Source organism: Thainema salinarum CENA647 (genome assembly GCF_057732415.1).
Genome location: NZ_JBYJZJ010000022.1, coordinates 4,501,047 through 4,519,299, shown reverse-complemented (window position 1 = coordinate 4,519,299; position 18,253 = coordinate 4,501,047). Strand labels below are relative to the sequence as shown.

Annotated in this window: 18 protein-coding genes; 10 read left to right on the top strand and 8 right to left on the bottom strand. The window is 49.3% G+C overall.

Annotation, left to right across the window (positions count from 1 at the left end; translation table 11 throughout):
• The first annotated feature begins 201 nt into the window (after positions 1-201).
• The gene (locus AC286M_RS26515; RefSeq protein ID WP_488207234.1) at positions 202-627 is read left to right on the top strand and encodes a hypothetical protein; all 426 of its coding nucleotides are present in this window, start codon (positions 202-204) and stop codon (positions 625-627) included.
• 157 nt (positions 628-784) lie between these two features.
• Here AC286M_RS26515 and AC286M_RS26510 read toward each other — a convergent pair whose 3' ends face one another.
• Positions 785-2,080, bottom strand: a complete 1,296-nt coding sequence (locus AC286M_RS26510; protein ID WP_488207233.1) for a DUF4168 domain-containing protein — start codon at positions 2,078-2,080, stop codon at positions 785-787.
• Between the two features lie 204 nt (positions 2,081-2,284).
• Positions 2,285-5,929 carry a PAS domain S-box protein gene (locus AC286M_RS26505; protein ID WP_488207232.1) on the bottom strand — a complete coding sequence of 1,215 codons (3,645 nt, stop codon included), beginning with the start codon at positions 5,927-5,929 and terminating at the stop codon, positions 2,285-2,287.
• A 53-nt stretch (positions 5,930-5,982) separates the two neighbouring features.
• Between AC286M_RS26505 and AC286M_RS26500 the strand changes: the two genes are divergently transcribed.
• From AC286M_RS26500 to AC286M_RS26470, 7 genes are all read left to right on the top strand, one after another.
• Positions 5,983-6,177, top strand: coding sequence for a hypothetical protein (locus tag AC286M_RS26500; protein WP_488207231.1), 195 nt, complete (start codon positions 5,983-5,985; stop codon positions 6,175-6,177).
• Between the two features lie 229 nt (positions 6,178-6,406).
• On the top strand, positions 6,407-7,303 hold the full coding sequence (locus AC286M_RS26495) for a pentapeptide repeat-containing protein (RefSeq protein WP_488207230.1): 897 nt from the start codon (positions 6,407-6,409) through the stop codon (positions 7,301-7,303).
• Between the two features lie 176 nt (positions 7,304-7,479).
• Entirely contained in the window at positions 7,480-7,854 is a 375-nt protein-coding gene (locus AC286M_RS26490; protein WP_488207229.1) for a DUF433 domain-containing protein, read from the top strand.
• Positions 7,851-8,180: an ACP S-malonyltransferase gene (locus tag AC286M_RS26485; protein ID WP_488207228.1), complete on the top strand. Its 330-nt coding sequence runs from the start codon at positions 7,851-7,853 to the stop codon at positions 8,178-8,180. The genes AC286M_RS26490 and AC286M_RS26485 overlap by 4 nt, the downstream gene beginning before the upstream one ends.
• Before the next feature lie 221 nt (positions 8,181-8,401).
• The gene (locus tag AC286M_RS26480; protein ID WP_488207227.1) at positions 8,402-8,734 is read left to right on the top strand and encodes a DUF433 domain-containing protein; all 333 of its coding nucleotides are present in this window, start codon (positions 8,402-8,404) and stop codon (positions 8,732-8,734) included.
• A gap of 13 nt (positions 8,735-8,747) precedes the next feature.
• The gene (locus AC286M_RS26475; protein ID WP_488207226.1) at positions 8,748-9,101 is read left to right on the top strand and encodes a DUF5615 family PIN-like protein; all 354 of its coding nucleotides are present in this window, start codon (positions 8,748-8,750) and stop codon (positions 9,099-9,101) included.
• A 545-nt stretch (positions 9,102-9,646) separates the two neighbouring features.
• A complete protein-coding gene (locus AC286M_RS26470; protein WP_488207225.1) occupies positions 9,647-10,093 on the top strand; it encodes a hypothetical protein in 447 nt (148 codons plus the stop codon).
• 230 nt (positions 10,094-10,323) lie between these two features.
• Here the strand turns inward: AC286M_RS26470 and AC286M_RS26465 are convergent, their stop codons facing one another.
• Complete coding sequence (locus tag AC286M_RS26465; protein WP_488207224.1) at positions 10,324-11,733, bottom strand: cytochrome c biogenesis protein; 1,410 nt, start codon at positions 11,731-11,733, stop codon at positions 10,324-10,326.
• A gap of 347 nt (positions 11,734-12,080) precedes the next feature.
• Here AC286M_RS26465 and AC286M_RS26460 point away from each other — a divergent pair, with 347 nt between their 5' ends.
• Positions 12,081-12,524: a cyclic di-GMP-binding domain-containing protein, MshE-related gene (locus AC286M_RS26460; protein WP_488207223.1), complete on the top strand. Its 444-nt coding sequence runs from the start codon at positions 12,081-12,083 to the stop codon at positions 12,522-12,524.
• A gap of 21 nt (positions 12,525-12,545) precedes the next feature.
• Here AC286M_RS26460 and AC286M_RS26455 read toward each other — a convergent pair whose 3' ends face one another.
• The 4 genes from AC286M_RS26455 to AC286M_RS26440 form a co-directional block, all read right to left on the bottom strand.
• Positions 12,546-13,592, bottom strand: a complete 1,047-nt coding sequence (locus AC286M_RS26455) for an N-acetyltransferase DgcN family protein (RefSeq protein WP_488207222.1) — start codon at positions 13,590-13,592, stop codon at positions 12,546-12,548.
• Positions 13,576-14,631 carry a dipeptide epimerase gene (locus tag AC286M_RS26450; RefSeq protein WP_488207221.1) on the bottom strand — a complete coding sequence of 352 codons (1,056 nt, stop codon included), beginning with the start codon at positions 14,629-14,631 and terminating at the stop codon, positions 13,576-13,578. The genes AC286M_RS26455 and AC286M_RS26450 overlap by 17 nt, the downstream gene beginning before the upstream one ends.
• Positions 14,632-14,643: 12 nt before the next feature.
• On the bottom strand, positions 14,644-15,567 hold the full coding sequence (locus AC286M_RS26445; RefSeq protein ID WP_488207220.1) for a hypothetical protein: 924 nt from the start codon (positions 15,565-15,567) through the stop codon (positions 14,644-14,646).
• A 101-nt stretch (positions 15,568-15,668) separates the two neighbouring features.
• Positions 15,669-16,232 (bottom strand): Uma2 family endonuclease, encoded by a 564-nt coding sequence (locus tag AC286M_RS26440; RefSeq protein WP_488207219.1) that lies wholly within the window; start codon positions 16,230-16,232, stop codon positions 15,669-15,671.
• Between the two features lie 202 nt (positions 16,233-16,434).
• On the opposite strand from AC286M_RS26440, the gene AC286M_RS26435 reads away from it, so the two are divergent.
• Entirely contained in the window at positions 16,435-16,629 is a 195-nt protein-coding gene (locus AC286M_RS26435; protein ID WP_488207218.1) for a hypothetical protein, read from the top strand.
• A 64-nt stretch (positions 16,630-16,693) separates the two neighbouring features.
• Here AC286M_RS26435 and purF read toward each other — a convergent pair whose 3' ends face one another.
• Positions 16,694-18,211: an amidophosphoribosyltransferase gene (purF, locus tag AC286M_RS26430; RefSeq protein ID WP_488207217.1), complete on the bottom strand. Its 1,518-nt coding sequence runs from the start codon at positions 18,209-18,211 to the stop codon at positions 16,694-16,696.
• Positions 18,212-18,253: the final 42 nt, after the last annotated feature.

Sequence of the window (18,253 nt, the reverse complement as noted above, 5' to 3'; positions counted from 1 at the left end):
TCCTAAGTACCTGGGTGTAATTAAAAAAACGATCTCAAACCCTGCGCCGCCCGCGCAGCGGGCAGTGCAGGGTTTGAGGCTTTATATTTAGTATGCTCAGCTACTGAGACGGTAGTCCTCAGAGGATAATGATGTTTTGTTGCGGGCGCTTAGCTCACACTTGACGAAACATCATTTGAATACCATTACCATATGGACTTCATGCTTGTTTTTTGGCTTATTTGCTTCGTGGTGCTGTTTGGGGCTACCGAGTTTTATCGCTGGCTGATTCACCTGATTGGTATTGATATGACTGGTTTTGAGCTAGCTGAACTGCCGCTACCTGTGTTCATCCTGGCTGGGGTAGCACTTGCGATCGCATCCAACTATTCCAAACAGAACAGTCTGCCGTTCCAAGATTCAACGTCCGCTTCCTCCTCAGCTCCCCCAGCCTCTGAAGGCTCTGCCAAACCAACCGTTCCACACTCAGACTCTTCAACCTCAGAACCCCATTCTATTGCCGCCACCTCAGCCCCTCAAATCCGCATTCAATCGACGACTAATCACCCCCCAAAAAACTCACCCCCAATCTCTTACACCATTGATAAAGAAAATTACCGCAGCGAACGCCGACCAAAAAGCCCCTGACTTGGTTAACAAATCAGGGGGGCGGAACCGGAGCCTTGTCAGCGGTGCTAGCCGTTGTGGTATCACGGCTGACAAGGATGATTGGGTTGTTTGGTTTTGGTTTTGGATTTTAGACTTTGGATTTTGGATTTAGACGTTTTGGTTTGGTTAATTGCGTCTACTGAACACCAGGAGCAGGCTGTTCGGGAGCAGCAGGCTGTTCAGGAGCAGCAGGCTGCATCATTTGAATCACTTGCTCTTGGAGCGTAGGATTCTGCTGCACCATTGCCATGATTTCGGTGAACCGCGCAGGCTCTAATCCTTCAGCGCGGATGGCAGCATCTTGCTGAGATAGTGTTTCGCTTTCGATGGATTCGATTTGGCTAACCAAGTCCTCGAAAGAAGCCTGTTCTTCGGGAGTTGCTGCGGTGGTAGGAGATGATCCTTCAGCTTGGGCCAGATAGAGCTCATTAAATCGCTGCGGGGTTAAATCAGATTGAGCAATGATGGCATCAACTTCTTCACGCGCAGACTGCTCTAGGTTTTGCAGTACGGGAATTGCACTGGCAAACTGCTGTAGCTCTTGAGGCTCAACCGAGGTGTCTAGCTCAGTTGATTCCTCAGCGGGTTCTGTGAGTACGTCTGCGCCAGGCTCAACGTCAGATTCCATGTCCGAACCCATTGGAGCTGGGGCTGCTGGCTCCATTGTTTCCGGCATCGCCTCAGGCATGGTGGTGTCGCTAATTTCTTCTGCGATCGCACCTTCATTCGACAGCGTGTCGCTGGTTTCTAGCGGCGCTTCTTCGACAGGAGCGACGGCTTCTGAATCAGTCGGAGTGGTTTCGAGTCCAGCTTCAACCTCGGTTTCTACCTCTTCAACGGCAGCTTCAGTATCGGTTGTATCGGTTAGATCCTCAGCGCTGAGTTCATCGGTTTCTTCTACGGTTTCCTCAGAAATGGCCTCGGTTTCAGTGGCGTCTTCTTCAGCATCAACGGCTTCAGGCTCCGTGCCCGACAGTTCAGGCATGGCTTCCGGCATCGAGGTTTCAGCCGCATCTAGCTCAACCTCGGTTTCCATGCCAGCGTCTGCTTCAGGCGACAGCTCGGATTCTAGGGAACCCAGTTCAGCCGTATTTTCTTCCGCCATCGGCTGCTCTGAGTTGGCTTCTAGGTCAGTTTCAGCACCAACTGGTTCAACTCCAGTTACCTCGGCTTCAGCGTCCACTGCCTCGGTTTCAGCAATTTCTCCTACGTCAGTTACGGCTGCGTCTTCAGCAACTTCCTCTACGTCAGCCTCAACCGCCTCGGTCTCTACCATATCTATTTCAGCGGCAGCACCAGACGATAGAGATCGCGTTTTAGAATCTTCTAACTCTGCTAGTGCAGGCAAGCTTAGGAACAAGCTAGCTCCCATCAGACTGGCTGCACCGGACAAAACCTTTAACCAGTGAGCAGAGTTCGGCGTGTTCAACATGTGCGTTGCTCCTGAATAAGCACTTCGACTCTGTAATCTACAGGTGGAATGTAAAAAAAACGAAAAGATCCGCAACGTTTTATGAAATTGGGGTGAAGGAAAAGGCTGTAAAGGGCTGTAGAGCGTGGTCAGGGACAGTAGAGGCCGTGATGAAAATTGTTGGAATAAATTTGTAAGGGGGGTGTAACGGTTATGAGAGAGGCATTAATTGACTAAACTTGCGATCGCATCGATTAATTCGTTGGGGTCAACTGGCTTGCTCAAATAGCGCTGGAATCCGGCGGCTAGAGCCTGTTTCTGGTTGGCTTCTTCTGCGTAGGCAGTTAGTGCGATCGCATGGAAGGGTGGAGTTGAATTGTCCTGTTCAGCAAATTGAGCTTTAAGGTGTCGCATCAGCATATAGCCGTCCATCTCAGGCATTCCAATATCGCTGATCAGTACGTCAATTTTGCCGTTTGACGTGGCTAACCACTGTAGCGCTTCGATCGCCGATGAAACCGATGAAACGCTGGCTCCTGCTTCTTCCAACACAAACATCAGCAGTTCACGGGTATCGGGGGCATCATCCACAACCAGAATTCGCACGCCTAGGAGCGGATAAGATGATAGCGGCGTGAGGGGATAAGGTTCTTCGATGGGGCGAGCGATCTGTTTGCTCAGCAGCGGTAGCCGCACCGTAAAGGTGGCTCCCTGTCCTTCACCAGGGCTATCTACCTGAACCGTTCCTCCGTGTAGTTCAACCAATTGACGCACAATGGCTAAACCCAAGCCCAACCCGCCAAATTTACGGGTGGTTTTACTGTCAGCTTGGCGAAAGCGCTCAAAAATATACGGCAGAAACTCGGTTTTGATGCCTTGCCCAGTATCGGTGACGGTAATTTGGGCATAGGCGTAATGAGAGGACAGGGCAATGGCTCGCTGAGTCGGTGAGACAGCCTGTTCCAGCTTCACCTCGACTCGACCACCATCGGGCGTAAATTTAACGGCATTGGACAGCAAATTCCACACGACCTGCTGTAAGCGAGCCGCGTCTCCAGAAACGTGGTAGCGAGGATTGGACATTTTGAAGTCTAGAGCATCTAATGCATGATCATTCGAGTCAAAATCCACAACCGTAAATTGCAAATCAATTTTTTTGGCCTCTGCCGCTAGCCGGACAGTTTCGATTGCGGCGTCGATGGTGGACTTGAGATCGACGGGTGCAACGGTGAGGCTGAGTTTGCCGCGCAAAATTCGAGAAACATCTAGTAAGTCTTCAATTAATTGAGTTTGCAGTTTGGCGTTGCGTTCAATTGTTTGCAAACCGCGCAGTAAGGTATCCAAATTGTCATGCTTAGTTTGTAGCAGTCTAGACCAGCCCAAAATCGGATTTAGTGGCGATCGCAACTCATGGGAGAGCACCGCTAAGAATTCATCTTTCACCTGATTCGCCTGTTCAGCTTCGGCTCTGGCCTGACGTTCGGCCTCATATAGTTGGGCGCGTGAGATGGCCTGGGCACATTGACGACTGAGAGCCAAAATAAATTCGCGGTCAGCTTGGCTCAGATGTCGATAACTCGCAAAGCCAAGCGCGATGCCGCCAATTGAGACGCCTTCTACGATCAGCGGTAGTGACATCCAGGACTCAAAATTGTAATGGCTATAGGCGGTGGCTAGATGAGGATAGCGGGCAACTCGATCGGCCAGGGTTTCTAGCCATTGGGGTTGACCAGTCCGAACGGCTTTTGCCAGTGGCGCATCGGCATCAATTGGAAATTTGTGCCAGGACTCTATTAACTCTGGGCGACAGTCAATTGATTGGACAATTTCAAGTTCGGTTCTGTCGGGACTGACCAGCGCCACCAGAGCGGCTTTTGCTCCGAGTGCTGCGACACTCTGCTCCACCACCACATTGGCAACCTGTTCAGGGGTTAACGATTCAGCCAGAGCGGCTGTCACAGCCTGTAGCCGAGCTGTGCGGTCAGCAGCGGTTTCAGCGGCTTGCTTGGCCTGCTGTGCTGTGTAGTACAAGCGAGCATTATCAATTGCGATCGCAGCACGCCGGGCTAAGTCTTCCGCCAACGTTAAATCAGCAGGACTGTAGTGGCGATTTGATTCGGCAAAGGCAAACGAAATGCCGCCCATGACCCGGCCCCGCGCCTGGAGAGGCGAGACGATACAGGACTTTAAACCGATGCCGCGTAAGATTTCCAAATATTCAGGATTCGGAATGGTTGCCAGTTGCTCATCGGTAATTGCGATCGCAATTTCGCTACGACCCGTTTTCATCACCTCAGAAACACCGTATCCATCATCCAGATGTCGAGGAAAGCGTTGGGCAAGCTCCCAACCAAACTGCACCTTCTCCGGATCAGAATGAGCCACGGCCACACGGCTGATGCTGCCGTCATCGTTCAATAGATCCACCGAACACCAATCAGCAAAATAGGGGACAGCTAACTGGGCAACACTTTGCAGCGTTTGTTCATAATCCAAAGAAGACGCCAAAGCCGTGCTGACTTCTACCAGGAAGGCCGATCGCCGCTGATCCGCTTCCGCTTCCAATCGAGCTGCCTGTTCGCGAATTAACTGATCTCGTTCCGTCTCGGCCTGTTTGCGATCAGTGATATCAAAAAAAGAAGCCACCACAGCAAATGGCTTTGGATCATGGGCTTGAAAGAGTGGACGGGTATTAATTGAAATCCAAGTCAGCGTCCCATCAGGTTTGCAAACCCCCATCACCTGATTGGATTGGGGTTCCCCCGTTTGCAGCGTAATCATCGCTGGATGCTGTTCACCCGGAAATGGTGAACCATCTTCATGGATAGCAGACCAGCGAGGATCAAGGGAGGTGCGCCCCATCATTTGAGCCGCGGTCAGTCCTAAAATTTGCTCGGCACTGACATTACAGGTAAAGATAGTGCCGTCTGCATACTGCAGCACAATGCCCTCAGCCGCTGTTTCAATGACCGAACGATAGCGTTCTTCTGATTCTTGCAGCGTCACTTCGGCCTGTTTGCGAGCGGTAATGTCGCTGACGGATGCAACTACATGAATTAGATGTCCTTCTGTATCAAACAAAGGAGAAGCGTTGATCGAAAGGAGCTTTCTTGTCCCGTCAGCGTGGCTAATGGCATGTTCAACAGCGTAAACAGGCTTGCGAGTCTGCATCACGCGGGTAAACGGTAGTTCTTCTTCAGGAAAGGGTTGCCCATCCAGGGTTGTAATTGACCAATTTGGATCGTTATATACGCGCTGGGCTAAGACGCCACCAGTCAACCCGAGAATTTGTTCTGCGGCTGAATTGGCTGCTGCAATCTGTCCATGTTGATCCAGAATAATGACGCCATCGGGAATCGTCTGAAAAATGCTAAACAGCCGAGCTTCACTTTCTCGCAGCACATTTTCCATCTGCTTACGCTCTGTGATGTCGTGCATCACGACCACCGCGCCCTGCTTATTCCCCTGAGCATCGATGATGGCTTGTCCGCTAGCCAGCAGTGTCCGCGCCATTTTTCCCTTCGGCGCAATCACCATTTCAACGTTGTGAACTGTTTCTCCTTGTAAAGCGCGAAATAGCGGAATCTCATGTTGAGCCATCCGCGTTTTGCCATCAGCCCGATAGAGGTCGTAATATTCTGCCCATTGCTCAGGTGGTAAAGGCTGTTCTGGCAGGCCATGAAACTCGCGGGCAACCTGGTTGAACAGCGTCAAAATCCCTTGAGCATTACAAGCCACAATTCCAGTCTGTACATTATCCAATAGCACCTTCAACATTTCTTGTTCATGTTGCAGTGCGTCTACTTGTTCCGTTTCGGGATTGGGTAAAGGAACCGACGAGAGAGGTTTAGAGGATGCGTCGTCGAACATAGGTTGGATAGCAATCGACAGGAAGAAGCAGACTTGAGAGATCGGGCAAGTAGATGCTGACAGCGTCAAATAGTATTAAACCCATAAAGCTGCAAGCAATCCGGTTCATCATCGCCATCAACTGGGCAGCGATAGCAATCGGGGGTGGCAACCAGGTTTATGTTATCTACCAAAACCAGAAGGGATATTTTACCGCCACCTTGCGATCGCAAAATGTCCATTTCGAGTTTCAGGTTGGCAAGGTATAGGACAAATGGCTTAATCTACAACACATAGCAAAAGATGCATCACTAAACATCTAGCAAAGGGTATAAGCGGTCGCATCGGAGTCGCCTCCCCGAACATGTCGAGAGAGGCCCGTTTACTTTGGGGTGAATGGGGTGGGGTTAAGCGTGCATAAAGATTAGAGCTTTCCCGAAATAGGGGGCGTAATAATAGGCTCAGCGCTGAGCCCATTATATTGAGGGAGTCTCAAGCATGCGGGAGCAATTTAAGCAGTGGCAGCCAAAGATCAGGATTAACAAGTGGTGGGTGGTGGGAGCGATCGCAACTCCAGCCTTTCTTGGGATGGTGTGGTGGCTTGGGTTACTTCCCAATCGGAGACTCCAGCCGGATTATAGTCACCTACCCCACAACGAAACAGCAGCTCTTGCTCATTCAGATCGTGAAACTCTCATCGGCGGGATTGGAGCAATCACGATAGTTGCTGGTGGCATCTTCCTAGTGCTCAATTCCCGCACGACCAACAGACATCCAGAGACAGCTAACCTGAGCGGCGTCGATCTCAGCGGGGCTGATTTGAGTGGGGCTAATCTTAACAATGCTGAGCTTAACGAGGCTAATCTGAGTGATGCCAATCTCAGCGGTGTCGACTTGAGCGGGGCTGACCTTAACTATGCTGGGCTTAACGGAGCCAACCTTAACGGGGCCAATCTTAGCGGAGCCAACCTCATCAGTGCCAACCTCAGCGGGGCTAACCTCAGCAGGGCTGATCTTCGATATGCCAACCTCAGCGGGGCTAACCTCAGATATACCAATCTCAGTAGGGCTGATCTTCGATATGCCAACCTCAGCGGGACTGACCTCAACTGTACCCTGCTCACTGATGCCAACTTGAGCAATGCTAACCTCAGCGGGGCCTTGCTATTTTTTACAAATTCGCGAGACGCTCAAAATCTTGAACCGCTTCAACTAGAGGCGAAAGCTGCGCCTTTTTTATGTAATGTTGCCCTGCCTGCTTATTCCAGCAAACCAGATGTGGATCCGAATCGCGACTGCGATCGCATTCCTTATCTTTTGAGCGCCCGCTATGATATTTCACTCGAAGAGGCTCAAGAGATTGTCTATGAAGCTCGACAACATCGATGGGACTAACCAAAACTGGCGCAATTGACCCGATTTATTACAGAGCAAGGCTTTCGGCACTGAAGCAATGGCGATTTGCAAAGCGTTATGGTGTCCAGTGATTGAGGTCATGAATGCGATCGCACTTTCCCCATAGCCTTTTTGCCGTGCGATACGATGAAGTAGGTTTCACAAAAACTTGGGGTATGGCTTCAGCACCGAATGAACAAGCCAATATTGTACGGACAGAGCGAGGACTAACCATCGCAGGCACCCGCATTACTCTGTATGATGTGATGGATTATTTCACGGCTGGCTATCCTGCGAAACTCATTCGTGAAAAGCTCTGTCTCACAGATGTTCAAGTCAATGCTGCTCTCTGTTACATTGAGGCTCATCAGGCTGAAGCCGAAGCCGAATATCAACAGGTTTTACAAATTGCAGAAGAGAACCGACAATTCTGGGAAGCACGTAATCGAGAACATTTTGCCCGTCTTGCTGCAATGCCTCCAAACCTAGAACATGAGGCTATCCGTGCAAAACTTCAAGCTTGGAAAGATCGGCTTGAATCCAAGGTATGAATTTCCTGGTTGATTACAACTTGAGAGGACAAGCAGCTTTATTGTGGGGGACGATCGCGGCTGAAGGATGGCTTGAACTGATGCCAATTCGCTTCGTTGGATTTGAAGAAGTCAGCTTACTTGAAAATAGTCCTGATCGCTTGGTGTGGCAGGTGGCTCAAAGCAATCAGATGATCATTCTGACGGCAAATCGTAATATGAAGGGAGATGATTCACTAGAACAAGTCATCTGGGAAGAAAATAATCTGCGATCGCTGCCTGTTGTAACGATTGGCAACAAAGAACGGCTTGATGAGCAGATTTATCGGGAACGATGCGCGAGCTGATTAGTCGAGATTTTATTTGATATTGAGAATTACATGGGTGTAGGTCGGATTTATATTCCTTAGCTCTGTTCTCTTCGTTGAGTGTTTTGATTAGCGATCGCACTCTTTTCACGATCCTGTTTACAGTGCGATCCGCTTAACAGGCTAATGTGATGGTTTTTGGAGACTTCAACCTGTTAGGGTGTTTGCTACGATAGGGAGCAACAATCTTGATACAGTCTATGCCTCTAGCCATTGCTCTTGAATCCGCACCGATAGAAACCGATCCTCAAGGTGTTGTACGAGTTGCCAAAACTCGCGTCACTTTAGATACGGTTGTGACAGCTTTTCTGGAGGGATGTACGCCAGAGGAGATAGGGGAGCAATATCCATCGCTGCAACTGTCGGATATTTACCTCGTTATCGGTTACTACCTGAGACATCGGGGTGAGGTACAGGCTTATCTGGAAGAACGCCAGCAGCAGGCACATTTGATTCGGCAAGAGGCGGAGCAACGGTTCAACCCAGTTGGAGTACGCGATCGGTTGCTGGATCGACGCAATCAATCTAGATAGTCCGGTAATCTAGATGATTCGATTTCTGGCGGATGAAAATTTTAATAACCAAATTGTGCGCGGTGTTCTTCGCCAAGCTCCAGAAATTGATATTGTGCGTGTTCAAGATGTGAATTTGTCGGGAGTCGATGATCCTACTGTTTTAGAGTGGGCAGCCGCAGAAGGACGAATCGTTCTGACTCATGATGTTGCAACGATGATTACCTTTGCCTACCAACGTATTCAAGCGAGATTATCGATGCCCGGACTGTTCGAGGTGAGCCGTCGTGTCTCAGTCGGGTTAGCGATAGAGGAAATCATCTTGATTGCGGAGTGCAGTATTGAAGGAGAGTGGGAAGGGCAAGTCAGGTTTCTCCCTCTACGGTAGGTATTGCTGCTGCGATCGCACTTCTTCCCAGCCTCATTTACATTGCGATCGCACTTTTCCCACAGTCCTATTCAAAAATGCGATCGCACTTTCGCCACAACCTTTTTGCAGTGCGATCGCGCCATCTTACAAAGATCAGGAAATTGAAGTGAAGAGGTGTTGACAAATAATACATGAAATTCAAATAGCCTGAACTGAAAATTCAAGATATTTATACTGAATTCATCAGCCTAATCCCCCTATTTGGATCATTAGACTGACGAATTTCTATCTAATCGCCTTGATCTGAGTGATTAGGTTGACAAATTTCCATCTAAACCCCAACAGGGTTGAAACACCCAATTTGGCGGTTTAGGTAGACCATTTCCGTGTAATCAATAGTTAGTAATCCAAACACTGAGGCACTTTCAGGGCGAAAAAATTAGATCACTTGATGAGTATTTACGCTTGTTGACGATCTAATTTCTTAAGAAATCGGTAGCAATATCGAGCCTTCTGACAGTTTTCTTGCTTCTCACAAATGCTTTGACTGAGGATTTTTAGCAATGAACCGAACTATTGCAAGTAAATTTATAAATTTTCTGCCAATAGCTGGAATGTCTACCTTGTTTGTTTCACTTTTCATGAAATGGTTTTCATGCGGATATCCATCTGAAAAAATTAGTTTTGAGCTAAGTTACATTGAATTGTTAAAACAGGGCAATGCAAATTTTTACTATTTTTATTTGTCATCTCTTTCCTTTGCAACATTTTTTTTGCTTGCAAGCTATTTTTTGAATAGGGTTGGTATCAAAAAATATTTTATCTTGTTTTTATTAATGCTTTTTCCGGCGTTTTTATGGTCGATGCTAGAGTCTTTGTTCATAGCTGCGGTAGGTTACCATCGTACCGTGGATTACCCTTGTGCTACAGAACCTGGATTGTGGCTTCATATCTTCAGCTTCGCCGTTATTCTAGTTGGAGGGTGTTTCAGAGTCAGAAAAAATGCTTGAGAGTAAGAAGAAAAACTTAAGAAGCACTTTGGATTGAGGTTTAATTACTATTCTAGTGAAAGGCTCTAGTCTATTGAAGGCTAACTATTCGTTGGAGCGGACGGTACAAGGTCTTCGCACTTCGTTTTAATCATATCTGTCGCCGCTCACTTTTGCTGTTGATGCGATCGCAAATTCTCCAGCGCAAATTTCTCATAAAAAAGGTGGGCAATGCCCACCCGATGAAATTGCTAGCTGACTAACGTTGGTTTTGGAATCGAAGAACTCGTTGCAGAATTCACTTCTGCCTCGCTAAGCTGATCAAAAATGCCGATTAGCTCACGCTCAAATGTCACCTGGGCGCGATTTGTGCGGCCACCGACATAGAGCCGATCATCCTGCCGCAGTGCCCACACCTGCGAGTGCGACACATAGCTCATCACCACCCCAATCATCAGCAGGCCAAAGCCCGCATAGACAATTGGAATCCCCGGATCGGCCTTAATTTGCAGACCCGTACTGCCAATAATCTTGACGACCGACAGCGTGATGCCATTCACTTCCGTAGACATCCCCTCGCGTACCGTCGAAATCAGCTTGCCCGTTTGGTCATAGACCAGCAGCATTCCCTGCAAATCCTTCGCCACCAGCGACACGCCAGAGGATAAGTCCGTACTGGTCGGCACCCACGTTCCCCAAAGGCGGCCTGCACCACCCACTTCTAACTGACCCATCGGTAGCTGGAAAATGGGACTATTGTTGAGCTTGACCTGAACGCCAGAAATGCCCCAGTCGGCCTGATAGAACGTCACATGATCATAGGTGAGCGGTTCATTCACATGAATCGTTTTGCGATCTCGCTCATTCCCATCCTGATCAATTACCGACAAATCGGAATAAAACTGGTCAATGTCACCCTCTGGCGTGTAGTCAATCCAGAAGCGATTCACCTTCACGCTCCAGTCGGTGGGCACCTGCCGCTCGGCCCAAGGGCCTGCATCAAAGATGTGCTTTACCTGAAACGTTTCGCCGCTGGGCACCATCTCCTGAGCAAAAAATCCAGTCATCGCGCCCCAGATCGCGCCTGCCAGAATCAGCAGCATACTGGCGTGAACGATAATCGGGCCAATACGTCCGGCGATGCCTTTGCGGGCGTAGAGGGTGTGGCCTTCCTGAAACACTTTATACCGCTTAGCTTTGAGTAAATGATCAAGGGTGTCGAGAGAGGCAGGAGAAGAGGTATTGAACTCGGTGCTGAGGGCAAGTTTCTCGAACTGGCGGGGTTTCTCGTAGAACTTCCAGCGGCGGGCGGCTTTGAGAGCCGGGAACTGTCGCGTGAATGTGCAGGCGGTCAGGCTAGAGCCAAACAGAATCAGCAGCGCCAGAAACCACCAGGTGCGATACACATGGTCAAGGCCAATCGTCAGCAGCACTTTCCAACTGAGAAAGCCGAACAGCGCGGGATCTTCGGGATAGTTGGCTTGATAAAACGCCAGGGATTGCCCTTGTTCAATCACCGTGCCGGAGATGCTGAAAACTGCGATCGCAAGTAAAAGTGCGATCGCAAGTCGGAGATCAGCCAGTAAGGGTAAAACTTCTTTCTGAAAATAGCGTTTGGGAGCGCTCCACCAGGGAGTCTGAGCAGATGAATCAGCAGCCATTGAGGTTGTCGGTAGTTGATGTGAATGGTGAATCTTAAACGTTGCTTAAAAAGTTGCTTAACGATGACAATTGGCCAAGGGTTGGTACCTGATTCCACCCTAGCAGGACATCTGGTTTTCAGGGCAAGCAAAAAAGCCGTAGTTCACCCTGCCGGGGGTGGGGACTCTCGGAACAAGTTGTTATAGTGGATAGAATATCAATTACGAATGAAGAAAATTGCCGTTTTGGTGGAAACGGTATGAAGGTTTAAGCAAACGGTAGACAGCAGGCTGTAGATCGTGCCTACATAGCCAATCATTATCGGCCTGAAGACTGCATCACGAAAGCGATACGTTCGGAGGATATCATGCGAGACAGCAGCGAGCGATATCAAGTCCAAACCGTCTCAACATCGATGACGGGTCGTAAACGACTGGGCAGCTACCTGGTCGATGCTGGATTACTAACGCAGGCTCAAATTGATGTGGCACTAAATGATCAGCAAGCCACTGGCATGAAGTTCGGCGAAGTTTTGGCCACCCGTGGCTGGGTGAAGCAGAAAACGATTGAGTACTTCATGCGTAAGATTGTGATCCCAGAACGGGAAGCGCTGAAGCCAGAACCCAGATATGAGCTGAAAGGAGTGGCCAAGCCCGCCGATGAGCGCTCCACCGGAAACGGCTCAGGACAGCAGAAACCGCAGCAGCAAAAGTTAACTCAGCCTACCTCTACCCATGATGCGCGGCGTGCGCCTGTGAGCAAACCGCTGCCTTCAATTCCATCTGATGGTGGTGTGAACTGGGTCGGCTAATCCGGCTAGAGCTAAGCCCGACTAATCCCGCAAAATCGCGTCTAGAATTGGCTCTGCGCCAAAGCGAATTACGTCGGTGCAGGGCAAGCCAGTTTCGATTTGAACCTGTTGAATAGCTGCGATCGCATCTCCTTCGGACAGGTGATGGGTGTTCAGTGCGATCGCTTCCACTTCCGGTGGCTGGAAGGTGCCGCCAGCAGTGGCGACGGTTTCATAGACTTCAATCGCTTTCTTGAGTGGCGGAATGGCGAATTCAGGGAAATTCTCGATATGCGTTTGTCCGGCTTTATGGACTAGAACCAGATGAGTCGGCTGGGAACCGCGCATCAGCGGCAGCGTCGCCGTGGAAGCCGGATTCATGAATGAACCCTGTCCTTCGACAAACAGAAGTTCGTAATCATAGCCGTAGCGCATCATCAGCTGTTCGACTGCACCAGCGGCAAAGTCTACCCGAATCGAATCCAGCGGAATACCATCGTAGCCCAGCATTAATCCCGTTTGTCCTGTCGCGATCATGTAGGATGAAATGCCCCGTTGCACAGCGGCTCGGTGTAGTTCAATGCCCGTGGACATTTTGCCAATGCTCATGTCGGTGCCCACGGTCAGCACTCGCGAACAGGGCAGCCTACTGGCCATACCCGATCCGACCCGCAGGCCACCCGGCTCTTTCCGCACGTCCCAAATCCAGTTGTCTTTCACCAGCGGAGCCAAATCGGAATGTTCAGCCATCGGCGTATGCAGACCATTGACGATTGATAAACCGAGTTCAACCGCCTGCCGCACTTCCGCAAACCATTCATCCGGCAGCGCTCCTCCCGACGGCGCAATGCCAATCAGCAGCACATTCGGGTTATGAACCATCGCCTCTTTCACAGAGCCAACAATCGGTACATCGGCTTTGATTCCGGTTAATTCTGGCACTGAACCGCCCGGATGCTCCTGATCAATCACGGCCACCACTGGAATTTCGCTGTAGCGCAAGACCGAATGGCCCGTCTTGCCTTTGCCGCTGGTCAAGCCTTGGTGCATCAAAATTGCGATGCGGTGTTGCTCAGGATTGAGACGCATGTTGGATCACTCCTAGTCCAGGTCGGTCGGTGGGAATCAGGCAGCCGTTTGTCACCTCGGCTCCCTGAAACGGATCGTCTTTCAGATTCAGATGACTATCTAAATCTAAATGATCCGCCAGCGGGGAAAGATGCGCCAAGGCCGTATTTGCGATCGCACTGTCACCATAACAGCCAAACATCACCTGCAAACCACAGGCACGAGCCGTCGCAATCATCCGTCGCGCTTCGGTCAGCCCACCGGATTTCATTAGTTTGATGTTAATGCCATGTACGCGATCGCGCAGTAGCGGAATGTCATGACTCGTAAAACAGCTTTCATCGACAAACAGCGGCAGCGGCGATTTTTCATACAGCTTCGGCAAATCGGCTTCCTGACCGCGATCCAATGGCTGCTCGATATAGGTGACACCCTGTTCCGCTAGCCAGTGACTCATTGCGATCGCAGCTTTGAGACTCCAGCCACCATTGGCATCGACGCTCACTTTTGCCTCAGCAGGCACCAGCGGCAGCAGCGCCAGCAGCATCGCCTGATCGGCCTCAATCCCCTCTGGATTACCCAGTTTGACCTTCACAGATCGAACATCGATAACTTCCTGCCAACGCTTTAACCGCTCCTGCGCTTTTTCCGGTGTGCTGATGCCAATCGTGACCGATGTAGGCGTAATCGCAGCCCGCTCCAAACCCCAGAGTTTCCACAGTGGCAGCCCCACTCGCTTGCCCAACCAATCCTGAACCGCCAAATCAATGCCAGCCCGCGTCGCTGAGGAAATCGGCTCATTCAGCAACACTCGCTCAATCTGCTGATAGTCAAACGGGCTAAACGGCTCCAGCAGCGGCGCTATTCCCTCTAGCTCCTGCTGTAACTCCTCCGTATCGCGGCGATAATTCCCTACCGAAAACGGCGACGCTTCCCCCCAACCTTCAATCCCATCTTGAATCACTCGCACCCACAGGTTTGTCGATCCGGCACTGGTGCCTCGGCTAATCGTTAGCGGGACGAGTTTGTGAACCGTGAAAGGTGCGATCGCAATTCTCATAAGTGTTTAATCTCAATTCGTTTTTGTAGAGCGATCATTTTGGGATGATATACCTTGGAAGCTAAATATATAATCATTAGTAATTCCTTGAACTCTAAGCCATTGCTCTGTTTCATCCTTGGATTTATTACGATAAAGCAATCGCTTTCCACCCCTAACAGTTTCCTCTTCTTTGAATTCAAACAATTCAGTTTTCAAGACAAAAGCTTTTAAGGTTTTACAGCCATATTCTTTCTTCAGTTCTTCAACTTTTTCTATTTCGTCTCTGGCAAATTTAGCACCAAAGTTGAATGGCACCCAACCATCCACTCTCGGCTTCTCAATTGAAATTTCATAAAGCTGTTTAGTAATAAAATTGTTCTTTAGACGTATATGCCATATGCATTCTTCTATATCATTTGCCATATGCAGCTTAAATAGTTCCTCGATACTTTCAACAAACTGCTTCAAAATCTGCGAAATTGGCTCTGCCTTTTCGTACTGCTGATCCAGATATTTAATAGCCGTTAGCAATTCTTCAGCCGAAGACAAGCTATATTTTTGATAAAAATGATGAACAGTATTGTTTCGCTCTTCCAATGTCTCGGTGAGCTGTTTTTCTATGTAATCCCAAGAACCATCGTCTACCAATTTAAATTGCAGAGAAAATACTAAGTAAGGTTCCGGAAGATCTTGCAATTCAAGCTCTTTCGGTTCGGAATCAGGACAAACATTATTATTGAATTCTTTTATGACTTTCCCTAATGTACGTTTGCGATTGAAGTTGGCTTTTTGTTTTACTACGAGCTTGAATTCGCGCAAGTCACCAGAGATATTAGTAATTGAGCCTAGCATCTTTAATCTAGTTTCAATTTCTTGATATAGAAGAATATTACGGCCAAGCTTTTGTTCAACCTCGCTTCTATCCTCTTTTAGATCTTCATCTTCACCTTTCATAAAGATTTTGAGCCTGCAATACTAAATTTATATCAACGCTATACAACCTTTTGCTTCAAACGGATGCATATAGTTACCGTAAAGTGAAAGCGAATGTGCAATTACTCTAATAACCAGCCGAATATCATACCTACACGCAGATTCAACTCACCAGCAAAAGAAGGTGTAGGAAGTCTTTGTTCTAGCTGATCGAAAACTTCGGGTTGCTGCTTAGGACGATACACAAAAACGGTTTGCTCATCCGGGTCAATTAACCAACTCATTTGAGTTCCGTGATTGAGGCAATGCAGAATATTTTTAGTTACTTTAGTCTGGCTTTGATCCGGTGACAAAATTTCGATTGTCCAGTCAGGAGCAATCAGGAAGATGTTGGCAATTTCACCGTTTTCATCACGCGGAATTCGTTGCCACGTAAATACAAACATATCTGGAACCGTTGAGCGACCACCAAAGGTACACCGCAGCTCTGAAAATGCCCGTGCAATTTGTTGAGGCTTAAGCACGGCATTAACGGTAGTCGAAAATTCGGTTTGGATTGTACTATGCTTTCCCTGGGGCATGGGTTTTTGGATAATTTGCCCATCAATATATTCGCTAGCGGGTTTCGTTTCTGGCAGCTTCAGAAACTCCTCTAGCGTGATGGATTTAGATGGAGACTGTACCATTTAGATTTTCTGATGGTTGAGAGATAGATCGATCTTGTCCCAATTTTAGAAGATCAGCATGGTTAACCATCAAATCGCAATTTGGCTAACGCCGTATCATAGCGATAACCATCGTTAGTCCTGCAAAGCGACGATTTGGGAGGGTGCAAGCAGCACCTGTCGCGTTCAAAATCGTTACTGAACCCTATTTGGCATCGACATTATGACTTCAGCCGATTCTTCTGATCAATGGTACATCGTCCAAACCGAAGCAGGGCAGTGTGAGATTTGTCCTGCCGTGCAGTTGCCGCCTGAAGAGAACCGTCCTGGTAAAACCTGGGGGCCGTTTGAATCGCAGGGAGATGCGATCGCACGTCGCGTTGGTTTAATTCGGGCCGGACAGTGTAAACCTGCTTAAATATTTGCCAAAAAAAGAGGAGAGTGCGATCGCACTCTCCTCTTCAAAATTTTGTTGGAATATCTTAAACCGTTACAGGCTTTTCTTCGAGCATGAGCTTCGAGCGCTTCATTACCTCAGAAATGGCAATTGGATAGTCACCCGTGAAGCAGGCTGAGCAGAAGCTGCTCTTCTCCTGGCGCGTGGCCTCTAACATGCCGTCCCAGCTTAGGTAAGCAAGGGAATCTACTTCAATTTGACGCTCGATTTCTTCCACCGACTTGGTAGCCGCAATCAGTTGCTCCTGACTGTCGGTATCGATGCCGTAGAAGCAGGGATGCGTGACGGGTGGCGATGAAATCCGCATATGGACTTCTGTTGCCCCGGCATCCCGCAGCGCTTTGACAATCTTGCGGCTGGTTGTGCCCCGCACAATGGAGTCGTCTACAATCAGCACCCGCTTGCCTTCTAGCACGTCCCGCAGCGGATTCAGCTTCATGCGAATGCCCGATTCCCGCATCACCTGAGTCGGTTGAATAAAGGTGCGACCGACATAGCGATTCTTGATTAGTCCCTCTGCGTAAGGAATACCGGAGCCTTGGGAGAATCCAATTGCCGCTGGCACACCAGAATCGGGCACCGCGATAATCAAATCCACATCGGCAGGAGCTTCTTTCGCCAGTTGCTGTCCAAGACGAAGGCGATAGCTGTACAAGCTTTCCTGATTGACAACGCTATCAGGACGGGCAAAGTAGATCATTTCAAAGACGCATAGCTTGCGCTCTGCCTGTGCCCACTGAATCGAGGTCACGCCCTCTTTCGTGATCCAAACCATTTCTCCTGGCTGCACCTCGCGGACGAAATCTGCGCCAATGATATCGAGGCCACAGGTTTCCGAAGCTAGGGCATAGCGAATGGTTGAATCGTCGTCTTCCAAATGAAGCTTGCCCAGTACCAAGGGTCGAATGCCGTGGGGGTCGCGGGTGGCGATTAGCCCCACAGGCGTACCGATGACTAAGCTAAAGGCTCCTTCACTCCGGCGAAATGCGGTTTGTGCGGCTTCCAGCCAATCCTGTCCCTGATTGACGGCCTCAGCCATTGCCAGAGCAATCATTTCAGAATCGGTGCTGGTATTGATGTCAAAGCCACTAAGAGCCAGCTCTTCACGCAGTTTGGCGGCGTTCACCAAGTTGCCATTGTGAGCCAGCGCCAAATGTCCCAGACGAGTTTCCACTACGGCAGGTTGCGCGTTGCACTTGCGACTCGAACCTGTTGTCGAGTAGCGATTATGACCGACCGCTAGATAACCGGGTAGTTCTTCTAGCGTATGTTCGTTGAACACCTGGGAAACCAGCCCCATGTCTTTATGGGTATGTACTTGCCCATCGGTGTCAAAGGTCGTGATTCCCGCTGATTCTTGTCCTCGATGTTGGAGCGCATAGAGGCCGAAGTACGCCAGTTTTGCGACTTCCTCTTCTGGAGCATACACCCCAAATACTCCACAGGCTTCTTCGGGTTTGTCGGGTCGTTCCAGTTGTGAACTGACCGAACCTGCTGATGCAGCCGTCTGGGTCAAAGAAGCAGATTCAGAATAGGGCATCATGCTAAGAGCAAGCTCCATACGTATGGTGACAACAGGGAAGAG